Here is a 15,110-nt window from a genome sequence, read left to right as displayed (position 1 = left end):
GCTAAATAAATGCCCACACACGAAAAAAATACCTTGTACAAGCCAACATATGTATAACACTCTGGATTTATACGTATGGTGCTGATTAACCGTTTCAAATTAAACCGGTAAAGTCATTTTACCCCAAAATGAGTCTTCTGCCCCACACGAATCATTTGCAAATTCTCCCTATTCAAAAACGGCTCGCCTCACTGGGAGACGAACCGTAAATTTGTAGCTATACCCTACCATTAAGCCAGCTTTAACGCTGAAAATAAAGATTAAGCTTTTCCCGCCAATTGTGCGATTAACTCATAGGAATGCAGACGTGCCTTATGATCATAGATCATCGACGTAATAATCAGCTCATCTGCCTGCGTCTGCCGAATGAAAGACTCCAACTGTCCACGTACGGTTTCTGGTGAACCATTAACAGCTGCCTTCAGCGTCTGCTCCACACCAGCTTTCTCACGATCCGTCCATTTGCCTTCCATCTCTGCCGGAGGCTGTACCAATCCCGTTGTGCCACGAATAATGTTCAGGAACTGCTGTTGCATCGTTGTACCCAGCCATGCTGCTTCCTCGTCTGTATCCGCAACAACAGCGTTGACACCAACAATTACATATGGCTCCTTCAAGCTATCAGATGGTTGGAAGTTGTTTCGATACGTTTCCAGTGCAATCCGGGTGTAATCGGGCGAGAAGTGGCTGGCAAAAGCAAACGGCAATCCCAGCTGACCTGCCAGACGTGCACTGAAATCACTGGAACCCAAGAGGTAAATTGGAATATTCAATCCTTCTCCAGGAACTGCGCGAACAGGTGCATGATAAGATGTCGCCGAAGCATCAAAGTATGCTCTAAGTTCTGCCAACAGCTCAGGGAAATCTTCCCCACTGTTCAGATCTTTGCGTAGTGCAAGCGATGTACGGCGGTCACTACCTGGTGCTCGACCCAGTCCCAGATCAATTCTGCCAGGATACAAGGATTCCAGTGTGCCGAACTGCTCAGCGATGACAAGCGGTGCATGGTTGGGCAACATGATGCCTCCTGAACCCAGACGAATCGTTTTGGTTCCACCAGCCAGATATCCAATAACAACCGAAGTTGCGGATGAAGCAATACCCGGCATGTTGTGATGTTCAGCTACCCAGTAACGGTGATATCCCCAACGCTCTGCATGCTGTGCCAGATCGAGACTGTTGCGCAAAGCATCAGCAGGTGTTGCACCCACAACGACGGGAGCCAGATCCAGGATGGAAAGCTTAACGTCATTAATATGTTCTTTATGGGATGAAGCCGTATTTTCTGTAGTCATTATCGTTTAATCTCCTCGATGATTATATTTTTGTATATCCAGATATATAGATTAATTAAATCACAACTGGATATGGTGATGTGTTCATAAACTAGCCGTTTACATCCGGACGGAATCCCTGCCTGCATATGCATCCTAGCTTCCGTTCCGGCATCCGGCTTATAACTCGTTCTGTACGTACTCGGCAAACTGACGTATCGTCTCCTCGTTGCGCCGATAATACGTCCATTGTCCTCTGCGCTCGGAGAGCAGCAACCCTGCCTTGAGCATAGTCAGCAGATAACTGGATATAACCGACTGAGCCAGTCCAGCCTTCAGTTGAATCGTGCCAACACAGATTCCGTTCTTGCCACCATCCGGATGCTGAGATAGTTCCAGCGGTGGGAAGTGTTGCTCCGGGTTTTTGAGCCACAACAGGATTTGTCTACGTGTCTCGTTCGATAATGCTTTAAATATAAGTATAGGTTCCATGGGTACGATTATACCCCCTTTCATCCATTTTGCAAACACATGAACAAACAAACCGACTCATGATCGAGTCGGTCTGGTATCATATGGAATCTCTATAGGGAACCAACATCTATTTTAGAATTTGGTCGTTACCGTCTGTTTAACCTGATCCAACATGGCTTGATATGCGGGTGCATCCAGGTATCCAATACTACCGAAGAGCAGATGATCTACGGCTTCAATACCTACAAAATCGAAGATACCTACGTCTGAAGTTAATTTCAGTCCAGCAGTCATGCCAATCTGGTCATAAATTTCACTTGGTGTACCATGTGTGTTGATGATGAGTCCTTTTTTGCCTGTCAGCAATTTCTCGATTCCCGCTTCACCTGCTGCATATGCAAAACCATAGGCGAATACACGGTCAACATATCCTTTCATAATGGCAGGAAGACCTGTCCACCAGATCGGATAGATGAATGTGATAACTTCTGCATCCGTAACAAACTGTTGCTCTGTTGCAATATCCTGTGGTGTCTTTCCTGCACGCATGGAAGCTGTGTCAGCTTCAGTCAGTACGGGTTGGAATCCAAGATTGTACAAGTCACGGACAACCACTTCATGGCCTTGAGCTTCGAGAGCTTCTACAGCAGTATTGAGGATTGCGTTATTCAAGCTGTCTGTGTGCGGGTGAGCATATACGATAAGATGTTTCATGGTGTGAATCCCTCCAGGTTTGGTTTGAGTTAGATTGCGAAAATGGGGTTACATTGATACATTCCATATACATAGATATCTATGTATATGATTAAAAAAATATTTGGTCTCCTCTGCCTCCACCCCAGTCAAATCTGGAAGGGTTGCAGACAGAAGAGTTCATTCATTATAACTTTCGGACAATAATGGATAGCAAGCTCTCCAATTGCTCCGACTGTTCATTGGACAAACCACTATAGATGATGTCATTAATCTGCTCTGACACCTGATGGAAGATCGGTTCGAGTCGCTTCCCCTGTTCGGTTAGGCGAATCATCGTCACTCGGCTATCTTCGGCACTCTTGCTGCGTTCAACATAGCCAAGCTTCTCCAGCTTGTTGACCAGTACCGTTACCGTTGGTTGCGTGCGTTGAACACGTTCAGCCAACATCTTGATCGACAGCGTCTCTTCCCGGTACAAGAACATCAATACATCTCCATGAGAAGGAACAATCCCTGTTACCTCATGCTGTTCCAATTCGTGTACAATCCGTTTGTTGACATGGTCTCTGATTCTTGCAATCAGTGCAATTGCGTTGTATTTAGGCATGACCTCATTATACATAGACATCTATGTATTTTCAAGTTCTTTTTATAAAAAAGAAAAACAGCCCTTTCCATCCTGCTAACATGTGGAAAATATCGGGCTGTTTCGATTCTACTTTGATCCTGATCTATAATGTTAGATCTTAGCTAATCGTTTTTTGAATTCATGTTGGATTCATGCTGAATTCAGTTAATCCATTGCGTGATTTTCTCAACGGATTGTCGGGACTTCTCACGCTGGGGCTCCTCTGCCCGATAACCGAAGGCTGCCATCATAGAGACGCCCCATACGCCATTTTCCAGCAAGCCCTCTTCTTCCATAATAAGGTGGACGCCCTCACGGCTGAAACCTTCGATTGGACAAGAATCAATCTCGATCTGAGCTGCCGCCGTCATCATGTTGCCGAGTGCAATATATGTTTGTTTAGATGCCCAGTCGAATAATGATCGTGGATTATCCAGAATCTTCTGGTTATTTTGAAACTTTCCATAAGCCTCACTTGTTAGCTCAAATACGTTATTTGGCATTCCCTTTGTTTCCTTCAACATGTACTCCGCATAGGGAGAATTATAACTGGCATCTGATCGGGCCAAAATAACAACAAAATGGCTTGCTGTAGCCAATTGCTTTTGAGCGCCGGAAGAGACTTCGGACAGACGCTTACGCAGGTTCGGATTTTGTACAATTAGAAACTTCCACGGTTCAAGTCCAATGGAACTTGGAGATAATCTGCCTGTTTCCAATATAAATTGGAAATCCTCATCCGAGATTTTGCGTGTATCATCAAATATCTTTGTTGCATGCCGGAAATGATACGCCTTTAAGATGTCTTCCTTTGTCTTTGACTTTGCTGTAACTTCCATGGAGCTCCACGTCCTTTTATATTTTTTTTATGTTGAACAATAATGTTAAAGTGGTTTCATCTCAAGTATTAGTTTAGGACCTATGTGTATAAATTAAAAGTACGCACATTATTGTTTCTTGGTTTATAAAAGTAAGTATTGGATGAAAGACAGCAATAATCCACTGGGCACTTACATGCCTAGTGGATTATCTATAACTCTTTTCTTTTAAATCTTGAAATCTTGAACCAGCTTATTCAGATTTAATGCACTATCCTTCACTTGATCAGATTGTTTAACTACTTCCACAGATTGCGTAGCAGAAGCGACCATGTGTCCTGCGATTTCCTGACTGGATGCGGCTGATTGTTCACTGGCTGATGCAATTTCGTGAATGGAGCCCACTAGTATTTTAATATTGGCAGTCACTTGTTGTGAGGTTGCATTGAGATCTTTAACGGCATTGGCATGATCAAGAGAATCGACATAATACTGTTCAGCTGTATCCTCCAATAATTTATAATCTTTGCCAACCTGATTGAACATAAAGGATAGCAACTCTTTGGCATTTGAGGACAGATTGGTTACAGACTGCATAACTTCTTCCGTGACCTGCTGAATTTGATCGGCAGCCTGTCTGGAATCATCAGCCAACTTTCGAATCTCACTTGCTACAACCGCAAAACCTCTGCCTGCTTCTCCAGCTCTTGCAGCTTCAATGGATGCATTGAGTGCAAGCAGATTAGTCTGCGCCGTAACATCCAAAATAGACTGAGATAATATACCAATCTGATCTACAGCTGTTGCACGTTCCAGCGCTTCTGTCATCTTCTTACTCGTATGATCATACATGTCTATGGCTGCTCGGCTCGATTCGCGGGCTTCCTGCTTCAACTTTTCAGCCTTCGTGCTGGTCACATAGGCGGATTCTGCTTGTTTAGATGTCTGTTCCGATATATATTCAGCTCCCTGTTGCATCTCAGCTGCCGAATGATTCATATTTTCCGTATGGGCTGAAGCCTCTTCCATTGCAGCCGAGAGCTCTTCAACTGTAGCTGATACTTCACGAATCCGTTCATTCAGACCAGCCATGTTCTGGTTGGTAAGATCGCTAACCTGGTTGATATGATGAGATTCCTGAACTACACCACGAATGACATTTGTTGTGGAATCGCTCATTGTACGAATAGCTCGTGCGATGACACTTATCTCATTATTTCCCTGTGTTAGATGCGGATCTAGGGATGCCGTTAAGTTGCCTTGTGTTATTTCTTCACAATAACGGGTGATAGCTTTCATTCGTTGGCGTATACTGCGAATCACTACAAATGAAATCAGAATGAGTGATGCGAGTGAAAACAAAAGAACCGAACCGAGCACCAATGCTCGCTGCTGAATTACTTCCTGTGTATCCGCATAGAGCTTGGCTGACTCTTCTTCGTTATGCGCACTCAAAAGGGTGATCGTCTCCACAATCGCTGTACTGCTTTTGTTAATTCTTCCTCTCTCTTCACTATCGTAGGTGCCCGACATCTTCTTGGTATCCATGATTTGCTCAATATCCTGATAATATGTATCCATCTTTGCTACCAAATCTGCAAATATCTCTTTTTCCTTGGTATCCAATGTTCTTGCTGAAAATTCATTCAAACCATCCGTGATACTCTTCTTACCTTTCTGAACCTGATCGTACTGTTTGTCGGTATACTCTGCATTATCAAGAACCTTTGTATAATTGGCGCGCATATTATAGAAATTACTTTTCAGTTCGAGAACATTGGTTTGATGCTGGAAGCGGTCATTGTAGAGGATACCTTGTCCCATTTTTGCTTCGTTCATTCCGAAAATCCCAATCAGAAAGACAGTAAACAAGCCGATTAGACTAATCACAGTCATGATGACCATCGTTGTTGTTAATTTAATATTTTTGAGTTTATTTCCTTTCTTATATTTTGGCTTAGACTGAATTGACATGATTATTCCCCCACTTTAAATAGTAGATAGCCTTATATATCTTATATCTATATCGTATGTATCCATATTGTTTGTTAGCATTTCAGGAAAATCGACTTTATTCTTTTATTGAGAAAAGTAATGGGAGACAACAGAAAAGCCGCCAGGATATAATCCAGCGGCTTTTCTGTGAATATATGAAACGATATCTGTGCAACCTATAGTTGCTGCATCCACTCATTTTCAGAAATGACGGTATATCCTTCTTGTCGCAGCAATGCTGATGTGACACCTTCACCAGTTACCTTGTGATTGGCAAAATTCCCATCATAGATCATCTGTGTACCACAGGACGGACTAAACTCCTTCAGTACCACACACGATACATTCAATTCTCGCGCCCATTCGAGCGTCTGATAGGCTCCCTTAATATACAACTCTGTGACGTCCTTGCCACTTTTCTCGATCACTTTTGCTGTGCCTGCCAGTACGTCCTTGCCCGTGCCACCGATAATTTCAGCCGGTTCCCGTGGAGTGGAGAATCCGCCAAGCAGCTCCGGACATACCATCTTAGCCTGCTCCTGCTCCACCAGCTCCTGAATCTTCTCTTCCAGACTCGCTGTTCCGTTGTAACGGCAAGCTACCCCTGCCAGACATGAACTCACCAAATATTTCATCGTTATCTCCTTATACACATTCCATCTATGAAGTAAATTGTAACATATAAGATCAGCCCTATAACTCGCCTCTGGTGATCATCGTAATTTTTACATCTTCATTGTAGCGAACCCGTATCACATCTTTCGGCGACTCTAGTTCAAATATGGCAATCCCCGGATTATCAGCTTCCCTATGAAGACTGTATCCATCGAGGTTAACCTTGAATACTTCTTTAATTATCGGCCCTACTTCGTCCCTAAGGAGAGATTCCTTCACATCATAAATCTTCTGATGGTACGCCTCTACTTCATCCCAATTGGCAAAATCATCTCGATAAGAATTCTCCCCAATAATAGAGTAAACCTTAGTTTCTTCTCCTACAGTCATTTGAACCAAGTAATGATCATTGAAACTAAGATTAATTATATCTCTCCTAATTTCATCATCTTTGGAACGACTTACACCCCTAAGTTTTAGAGATGTTTCACCGAATACTGCATTAACGGCATCCTCCGCATCGATCAGCGCTGCCTGGGATACCTGATCAGGACTAAGGTCGCCTGTGATCGAAACAGCCTTATCCTGCTGCCATACAATCTCCCCATAACCATCGCCAGTCTCATTCTCTAACGCTAATGTCGTATGCGATATTGGCTCCGATTCCCCCTGCTTCATACTCACAAAACGTTGGACTGATGCAGGTTTAAGCGTTGGAGTACTGCCTATACTTTGCAAAAGCGATGGAACTTGACGCAGATAACGGTGTTCCAGCTCGCTTGGCTGCATCTCACGTCTCATCTGTACTTCACGCAGATTTCCTGTTGTCGCATCGAGCCATATCTGCGCATATTCCTTCTCGCTTTCATTTCCAGCCTCTACATATATTCTGCCGGACACAGGCAAGTCTTCCACATTCGTAATCTTCAGCTGTTTACCCAGATCGTCTCGCATCGTAGTCGCAACATTTCTTTTCATTTTGTCGGTTAGCAGATTTGTGTTCAAACCATCGGATAACTGTAACGCTGCTATCGGATAGACCTGCTCGATCACGGGTTTCACCAGCTGTCCATCATCCCAGATCCATAGGAGCAATCCAGCAGCAATAACCAACGCACCTGTGCCGGCAACAAGAGGCCCTCTTCTAGGGCGACGCTTGTGTGACACGTTGCCTACTTGCGGTCTAAACGGCCTGGATGACCTGGAACTCTCCTCTGATCTATCTCCCTTGCTTCCCTCTTCCGACTTCTTCATCCACTCCACCTGTTGAAGCACCTTTCGCTTGTGATCCTCTGTAAAAGGAGACGAAGCAAACGGTCCTTTCCGGATTTCCTTCTCCCATTGCTCATCCTTGTGTGTCATTTGCTTCGCTCCTCCCATTGTTTCCGTACCTTATCCTTACCTCGGGATAGTCTGGATTTTACTGTACCTGAGCTGATTTTCAACATCTCAGCAATCTCACTCGTCGTAAGCTCATACTTCAGATTCAGCAAAAGAATCTCTCGAAACTTCTTTGGCAACGCCAGAACAATATCCCAGATTTCATGGATATGCTCCTTACGCATCACTTCCATCTCAGCCGAAGGATGTGCAGGCTGCTCTGCAATCATGACTCTTTGGTTCGAACCCCCATGCTCTGTCTCAATGGGTAACGTCTCTCCCCACAGACTGTTACGAAAAAATCTGGATTTTCGATATGTAAAAGTGGTGTTTCTAGTAATCGTCAACAGCCAGGTTTTCAATGAGCAATCTCCACGATAATGAGCGATCCCCGAGTACGCCCGAATAAATACCTCCTGTGACAATTCATCTGCCTGTTCGGCACTTTTGGTCAGAAAATAAGCGTAATTCCAGACGTCATTTCCGTAGTCATCCATTATGCTACTAAGTGTGTAATTGTCTATGGTCTGAGCCTGTGCCAGTAATTGATCATCCAACTGTTGTTCACCTCACTTAATATGACTCAGTCTAATGTGATTTGGTTCCCTGTTTTGGACATTATTTCTTATTATTGTAGCAAAATAAAAAAACAGCATGTTCAACATCGCTGAACACGCTGATTCCTTCAAGTTTGCTTAGTTAGAAATCTCTATCAGAAAGCTTTTAAGCGAACGCTCCACTTCCTCAGTTTCTTTCTGCCCTCTGGTCTATCATATCATTTTCATCGTTATACTTTCACAGCAGCAATCATCAGAAACATCGGTCTTCGATTCTCGTCTCTCATGCCTGGGACTTGTTCAATCATCTCTGGTGATGGTTTGGATTCAGCCACCTTTTGAATAGCAAACCCCGCCTTAATCAGTTCATTGAGATGTGTTGCCAGTGTGCGATGATATTTGACCACATCCTGATTCAAAAAGTTCGCCACACGCTTGCCTTCATCGTGGTAATCATCAACGGGCCAGTGAAGAATCTCACCTGTGGGTCCGTAATGCCAATCCTGGGCAGCGCGAGCGGTAAAGATGGGATGTTCGGAAGATAGTACAAATGTGCCCCCTTCTACGAGAAAATCATTGATCTTAGCGTACACCGTGTCTAACCGTTCAATATAATGCAAGGCAAGTGAACTGATCACAACGTCGAATTGTCCCGGTGCAAAATCAATATCTTCAATTGCCAGCTGCTTGTACTGGATCTGCGGGTCGTCCGTCATTTCACGAGCACGCTGAAGCATATTTTCAGACAGATCTACACCGATCACTGAACTCGCTTGCTGCTCTCGCGCATACCGGCAGTGCCACCCAAAACCACATCCCAAATCCAGCACACGCTTGTCCTTCAAATCAGGCAAAAGAGTCCGCAGTTCATGCCACTCCCCCGCTGCATCCAGCCCTTGAACGGAACGAGCCATCTTACTGTAGTTATTGAAAAATTCAGCTTCATCGTATTTATTTTGTTTCATCAAGAGATTCCTCCCGCCTTATAAATATCCACCTACTCTATCACATAAACGATATTTAAACGCAAAAGTTGCCAAGAGAATTCATGGCGTGTTATCATACAGAACGAACGTTCAGTATTATTATATACAGAATGAACATTCAGTTTACTAACGGAGGTCATTATGAATACGAATTGGACGCATCCATTGGAAGGGCAATCTGTAGGTAAAGCTTTTATAAGTTACCTCGTGCCTTCTGTATTAGGGATGCTGGTAGTTGCTTTTAATTTTATTATCGACGGCATTATGGTTGGACACAAACTGGGTTCTACCGCAATGGCCGGGATCGGCATTGCCTCACCTGTCTACACGCTCTTTGTTGCCATGTCGCTGTGGATTGGTATGGGCGGGGCAACGTTGTACTCCAACGCTATGGGTAGAAAAGATATCACTTCAGCCAAACAAATTTTCACCAAATCCATTATGCTCATTATGTTAGTTACGGTAGCCATTGGATATGTTGCATTTACATTCAAAGACAAACTGGTATACTCCCTCGGTGCGAACGCCGAGACCTTCCCGTTTGCTTCAGACTATATGAATATCATGTTATTGTTCGGGTTTGTTTTCACCATTGAGAATGCACTCTCTATCTTTGTACGAAACGATGGGAACCCCAACACGTCCATGTACGCTCAGATTACGTTTGCTGTAGCCAATATCATCATCAATTATATAACATTGTATGTACTCGAATGGGGTGTACGCGGTGTGGCCCTCGGTACAATTGTATCGGCGTCTCTTGCCCTACTTGTCCTGTTCACTCACTTTTTCAAAAAAACAAATAATCTCACGTTCACCCGGTTCAAATGGAACAACAAACTGCTGGCTTCCCTTCTACTCATTGGTTTCCCCAGCTTTCTGGCTGAACTTGGCATGTCGGTCTTCTCTGTCTCCCATAACATCTCGATGGACCGCATTGCGGGCACGGATGGTGTAGCATCCTTTACCGTGTTGAACTATATTCATGGTGTTGTATTGTTGGCTTTCCTGGGTCTGGCATCCGCTGCCCAACCTCTGATCAGCTATTATCACGGTGCCAATCAGATTATACGGGTACAACAAACGATACGTTTAGCCACTAAAACAGCTCTGGCATGCGGTCTATTATTACTGGTTGTTGTTCAGATCGGTGCACCTTATTTCGTGCAAATCTTTGGAAACTTCAGTAGTGGCGTAACGGATAATGCCGTTTACGGATTACGTATATTTACATTTGCCTATGTGTTTATGGGTGTTAACTTTGTCATGAGCACCTATTTCCAATCTGTGGGTAATGCCAAAATGGCCATCTGGATTACAGCTGCGCGTGAAATGATCATCATGATCGCGTTGATTGCGATTCTCCCTTCCTTCTTTGGTGTCACGGGTGTATGGCTTGCCGTACCGTTGTCCGAAATGCTGGTTCTCGCAACCATAGCCGTACACTATAGAAAACGATCCCTTACGGATCGAATCAAAGCGTTGCAGGCTGAATAACGTTAACAGATAATAACAGTAACAGATAGAAGATCAATAGAACGTAGATAAAATGCAGGTAGACCTCATAAAATAATCTAAAAAACTAATATACAAAGCCCTGCTCGATCAATATAGATCGGTCAGGGCATTGTTTTATCCTAAATCAGATGTAATTAGATGCGTATATCAAATCGGCCATTACTATCTGTTGTTGCGTTTGCAATCTCCTTAGGAGTAGCTACTCCCATTCCATTCGATGGTGGTTGGGCAGGTGGAACCTCCTTCGTAACAGTTGTACCGGCTCCTTGAGAGCTTTGCTGTGCAATCTGTGTCTCAATCTGCTTGATCTGCTGTTCAAGCTGTTTGGTCTTTGTCTCCTTGGTTTGCTCATCATCCTTGCTAGATTGCACTTTCTCCAGTTGTGCTTCGAGCTTCGTCTTTTGTTTCTCCAAGCTACTTGAATTGTCCGAACTCGAAGATGTCGATATGTATGATGTAGTGGAGCTGGCTGTAGAAGATATATTCATTATGGTTTTCCCCCTCTTTACTTGGCTTCACTATACCCTATCCCACTGGAACGTACGTTAAATTCAACTGAAAGGTTGCTGAACGAGCTAAGAATAAGAAGTCGAACAGATGGAAGTATGTATATCAGCATTAATAGTCTGATCAATAATATTGGAAGTCTTCATATAAGTGAAGAATCTTAATTTCGTCTCATCTGTAAGTTAGTTGTTTGCCAGTGTAAAATAGTAAAACAAAAAGACACACTCGATATCATCAAGTGTGTCTTCCTATTGCTTGGCGGCGTCCTACTCTCCCAGGACCCTGCGGTCCAAGTACCATCGGCGCTAGAGGGCTTAACGGTCGTGTTCGGGATGGGTACGTGTGGAACCCCTCCGCCATCGCCACCAAACGCATAGCTTAGCTTACATTTCAGAGATCGTTCTCTGAAAACTAGATTCGAAACGAAACATGCGAATTACAACTTGCTATTGGATAAGCCCTCGACCGATTAGTACTGGTCAGCTCCATGCATTGCTGCACTTCCACCCCCAGCCTATCTACCTCGTCGTCTTCAAGGGGTCTTACATACTGGGAAATCTCATCTTGAGGGGGGCTTCACGCTTAGATGCTTTCAGCGTTTATCCCGTCCGTACATAGCTACCCAGCGGTGCTCCTGGCGGAACAACTGGTACACCAGCGGTACGTCCATCCCGGTCCTCTCGTACTAAGGACAGCTCCTCTCAAATTTCCTACGCCCACGACAGATAGGGACCGAACTGTCTCACGACGTTCTGAACCCAGCTCGCGTACCGCTTTAATGGGCGAACAGCCCAACCCTTGGGACCTACTTCAGCCCCAGGATGCGATGAGCCGACATCGAGGTGCCAAACCTCCCCGTCGATGTGGACTCTTGGGGGAGATAAGCCTGTTATCCCCAGGGTAGCTTTTATCCGTTGAGCGATGGCCCTTCCATGCGGTACCACCGGATCACTAAGCCCGACTTTCGTCCCTGCTCGACTTGTAGGTCTCGCAGTCAAGCTCCCTTATGCCTTTGCACTCTTCGAATGATTTCCAACCATTCTGAGGGAACCTTTGGGCGCCTCCGTTACTCTTTAGGAGGCGACCGCCCCAGTCAAACTGCCCACCTGACACTGTCCCCGCACCGGATTACGGTACCAGGTTAGAACCTAGATACGATCAGGGTGGTATCCCAACGTTGCCTCCACGCAAGCTGGCGCTCACGTTTCAAAGGCTCCCACCTATCCTGTACAGATCGTACCCAAATTCAATATCAAGCTGCAGTAAAGCTCCATGGGGTCTTTCCGTCTTGTCGCGGGTAACCTGCATCTTCACAGGTATTAAAATTTCACCGGATCTCTCGTTGAGACAGCGCCCAAGTCGTTACGCCATTCGTGCGGGTCAGAATTTACCTGACAAGGAATTTCGCTACCTTAGGACCGTTATAGTTACGGCCGCCGTTTACTGGGGCTTCGGTTCACAGCTTCGGATTGCTCCTAACCACTCCCCTTAACCTTCCAGCACCGGGCAGGCGTCAGCCCGTATACTTCGCCTTACGGCTTCGCACAGACCTGTGTTTTTGCTAAACAGTCGCTTGGGCCTTTTCACTGCGGCCCCCTCGTGCTATTCACACTACCGGGGCACCCCTTCTCCCGAAGTTACGGGGTCATTTTGCCGAGTTCCTTAACGAGAGTTCTTCCGCGCGCCTTAGAATACTCTTCTCGCCTACCTGTGTCGGTTTGCGGTACGGGCACCATCACCTGGCTAGAGGCTTTTCTTGGCAGTGTGAGATCATGACCTTCGCTACTATAATTTTCGCTCCCCATCACAGCTCAGCCTTACAATGTGCGGATTTGCCTACACATCAGCCTTACTGCTTAGACGGACATCCATCAGTCCGCGTCACTACCCTACTGCGTCCCCCCATTGCTCATAACGGCTTACGGTGGTACAGGAATTTCGACCTGTTGTCCTTCGACTACGCCTTTCGGCCTCGCCTTAGGTCCCGACTTACCCTGAGCGGACGAGCCTTCCTCAGGAACCCTTAGGCTTTCGGCGGATCAGATTCTCACTGATCTTTTCGTTACTCATACCGGCATTCTCACTTGTATAATGTCCAGCGCTCCTTACGGTACACCTTCAACCCTTATACAACGCTCCCCTACCCCTGATGCAAAGCATCAAGCCATAGCTTCGGTGGTGTGTTTAGCCCCGTTACATTTTCGGCGCAGAGTCACTCGACCAGTGAGCTATTACGCACTCTTTCAATGGTGGCTGCTTCTAAGCCAACATCCTGGTTGTCTGTGCAACTCCACATCCTTTCCCACTTAACACACACTTGGGGACCTTAGCTGATGGTCTGGGCTGTTTCCCTTTTGACAATGGATCTTAGCACTCACTGTCTGACTCCCGGAAGTAAGTCTATGGCATTCGGAGTTTGACTGAGCTTGGTAACCCTTGCGGGCCCCGCACCCAATCAGTGCTCTACCTCCACGACTCTGTTTTCCGAGGCTAGCCCTAAAGCTATTTCGGGGAGAACCAGCTATCTCCGAGTTCGATTGGAATTTCTCCGCTACCCCCACCTCATCCCCGCATTTTTCAACATGCGTGGGTTCGGGCCTCCAGTGCGTGTTACCGCACCTTCACCCTGGACAGGGGTAGATCACCCGGTTTCGGGTCTACGTCCACGTACTACATCGCCCTATTCAGACTCGCTTTCGCTGCGGCTCCGGCTCTTCACCTTAACCTTGCACGGGAACGTAACTCGCCGGTTCATTCTACAAAAGGCACGCCATCACCCCTAAAACGGGCTCTGACTTTTTGTAAGCACACGGTTTCAGGTTCTATTTCACTCCCCTTCCGGGGTGCTTTTCACCTTTCCCTCACGGTACTGCTTCACTATCGGTCGCTAGGAAGTATTTAGCCTTGGCAGATGGTCCTGCCGGATTCATACGGGGTTTCACGTGCCCCGCACTACTCGGGATCCGTCTCGGAGGGAACAGACTTTCAACTACAGGGCTTTTACCTTCTTTGGCGGGCCTTTCCAGACCTCTTCGCTTAACCGGTTCCTTTGTAACTCCATGTGAGACGTCCCACAACCCCAAAGAGCAAGCTCTTTGGTTTGGGCTTCTCCGCGTTCGCTCGCCGCTACTGACGGAATCACTATTGTTTTCTCTTCCTCAGGGTACTTAGATGTTTCAGTTCCCCTGGTATGCCTCACACTAACCTATGTATTCAGTTAGGTGTAACTGGAAATTACCCCAGCTGGGTTTCCCCATTCGGACACCCCCGGATCAAAGCTTGCTTACAGCTCCCCGAGGCAGTTTCGTTGTTCGCCACGTCCTTCATCGGCTCCTAGCGCCTAGGCATCCTCCGTGTGCTCTTAGTAGCTTAACCATTTTGTTCCGGTTTCGGTCGCTCGCTTCCCTTGTTTTGCTTGCGCAAAGCCAAAAGTCGCTCTCACCCGATACCATCACAAAAGCAATTTAACTACCTTTATACACTTGACTTGTTTGCACAAGTTCAGCTTAAAGGAATGTTCTAATTCGCGTTTGTTTCGTTTCGATATCTAGTTTTCAAAGAACAAGCTCCATGCAAAAGCAAGCTGTTTGAGAGTTTGAGCTCTCAAAACTGAGCAACGAGTGAGTGTTTTGCAGCTAAGCTGCATATTTGAATGTTTCCGT

Annotated in this window: 12 protein-coding genes and 2 rRNA genes; 1 reads left to right on the top strand and 13 read right to left on the bottom strand. The window is 45.7% G+C overall.

All coding sequences use genetic code 11. The features are described 5' to 3' along the window. Positions 1–260: 260 nt before the first annotated feature. The 10 genes from MHI55_RS03620 to MHI55_RS03575 all read right to left on the bottom strand — a co-directional run bounded on the left by MHI55_RS03620 (position 261) and on the right by MHI55_RS03575 (position 9,402). Positions 261–1,295 (bottom strand): LLM class flavin-dependent oxidoreductase, encoded by a 1,035-nt coding sequence (locus tag MHI55_RS03620; protein ID WP_340388858.1) that lies wholly within the window; start codon positions 1,293–1,295, stop codon positions 261–263. A 159-nt stretch (positions 1,296–1,454) separates the two neighbouring features. Next, positions 1,455–1,766, bottom strand: coding sequence for a helix-turn-helix transcriptional regulator (locus MHI55_RS03615; protein ID WP_017690814.1), 312 nt, complete (start codon positions 1,764–1,766; stop codon positions 1,455–1,457). Between the two features lie 114 nt (positions 1,767–1,880). After that, positions 1,881–2,462, bottom strand: coding sequence for an NAD(P)H-dependent oxidoreductase (locus tag MHI55_RS03610; protein WP_340388856.1), 582 nt, complete (start codon positions 2,460–2,462; stop codon positions 1,881–1,883). Between the two features lie 166 nt (positions 2,463–2,628). Then, on the bottom strand, positions 2,629–3,072 hold the full coding sequence (locus MHI55_RS03605) for a MarR family transcriptional regulator (RefSeq protein WP_340031798.1): 444 nt from the start codon (positions 3,070–3,072) through the stop codon (positions 2,629–2,631). A gap of 161 nt (positions 3,073–3,233) precedes the next feature. Beyond that, the gene (locus MHI55_RS03600; RefSeq protein ID WP_340388854.1) at positions 3,234–3,911 is read right to left on the bottom strand and encodes an NAD(P)H-dependent oxidoreductase; all 678 of its coding nucleotides are present in this window, start codon (positions 3,909–3,911) and stop codon (positions 3,234–3,236) included. Positions 3,912–4,118: 207 nt separating this feature from the next. Continuing rightward, complete coding sequence (locus MHI55_RS03595) at positions 4,119–5,864, bottom strand: methyl-accepting chemotaxis protein (protein WP_340388852.1); 1,746 nt, start codon at positions 5,862–5,864, stop codon at positions 4,119–4,121. Between the two features lie 197 nt (positions 5,865–6,061). After that, entirely contained in the window at positions 6,062–6,520 is a 459-nt protein-coding gene (locus MHI55_RS03590; RefSeq protein WP_340388850.1) for a DUF523 domain-containing protein, read from the bottom strand. 58 nt (positions 6,521–6,578) lie between these two features. Then, the gene (locus MHI55_RS03585; protein ID WP_340388848.1) at positions 6,579–7,862 is read right to left on the bottom strand and encodes a hypothetical protein; all 1,284 of its coding nucleotides are present in this window, start codon (positions 7,860–7,862) and stop codon (positions 6,579–6,581) included. After that, complete coding sequence (locus MHI55_RS03580) at positions 7,859–8,437, bottom strand: RNA polymerase sigma factor (protein ID WP_100526816.1); 579 nt, start codon at positions 8,435–8,437, stop codon at positions 7,859–7,861. Before MHI55_RS03580 ends, MHI55_RS03585 begins: the two co-directional genes overlap by 4 nt. Positions 8,438–8,667: 230 nt before the next feature. Beyond that, positions 8,668–9,402 (bottom strand): class I SAM-dependent methyltransferase, encoded by a 735-nt coding sequence (locus MHI55_RS03575; protein ID WP_340388846.1) that lies wholly within the window; start codon positions 9,400–9,402, stop codon positions 8,668–8,670. Between the two features lie 162 nt (positions 9,403–9,564). On the opposite strand from MHI55_RS03575, the gene MHI55_RS03570 reads away from it, so the two are divergent. Continuing rightward, positions 9,565–10,920: an MATE family efflux transporter gene (locus tag MHI55_RS03570; RefSeq protein WP_340388844.1), complete on the top strand. Its 1,356-nt coding sequence runs from the start codon at positions 9,565–9,567 to the stop codon at positions 10,918–10,920. A 155-nt stretch (positions 10,921–11,075) separates the two neighbouring features. Here MHI55_RS03570 and MHI55_RS03565 read toward each other — a convergent pair whose 3' ends face one another. The 3 genes from MHI55_RS03565 to MHI55_RS03555 all read right to left on the bottom strand — a co-directional run bounded on the left by MHI55_RS03565 (position 11,076) and on the right by MHI55_RS03555 (position 14,823). Further along, on the bottom strand, positions 11,076–11,429 hold the full coding sequence (locus tag MHI55_RS03565) for a FlxA-like family protein (protein WP_340388842.1): 354 nt from the start codon (positions 11,427–11,429) through the stop codon (positions 11,076–11,078). Between the two features lie 272 nt (positions 11,430–11,701). Further along, a 5S ribosomal RNA gene (gene rrf, locus MHI55_RS03560) occupies positions 11,702–11,818 on the bottom strand. 79 nt (positions 11,819–11,897) lie between these two features. Next, positions 11,898–14,823, bottom strand: a 23S ribosomal RNA gene (locus tag MHI55_RS03555). Positions 14,824–15,110: the final 287 nt, after the last annotated feature.

It is taken from the genome of Paenibacillus sp. FSL E2-0151 (assembly GCF_037993015.1).
In the GTDB taxonomy this organism is placed as follows: Bacteria; Bacillota; Bacilli; order Paenibacillales; family Paenibacillaceae; genus Paenibacillus; species Paenibacillus amylolyticus.
Note: the sequence above shows the minus strand (reverse complement) of the source record. Positions and strands in the feature narration are given on the sequence as shown.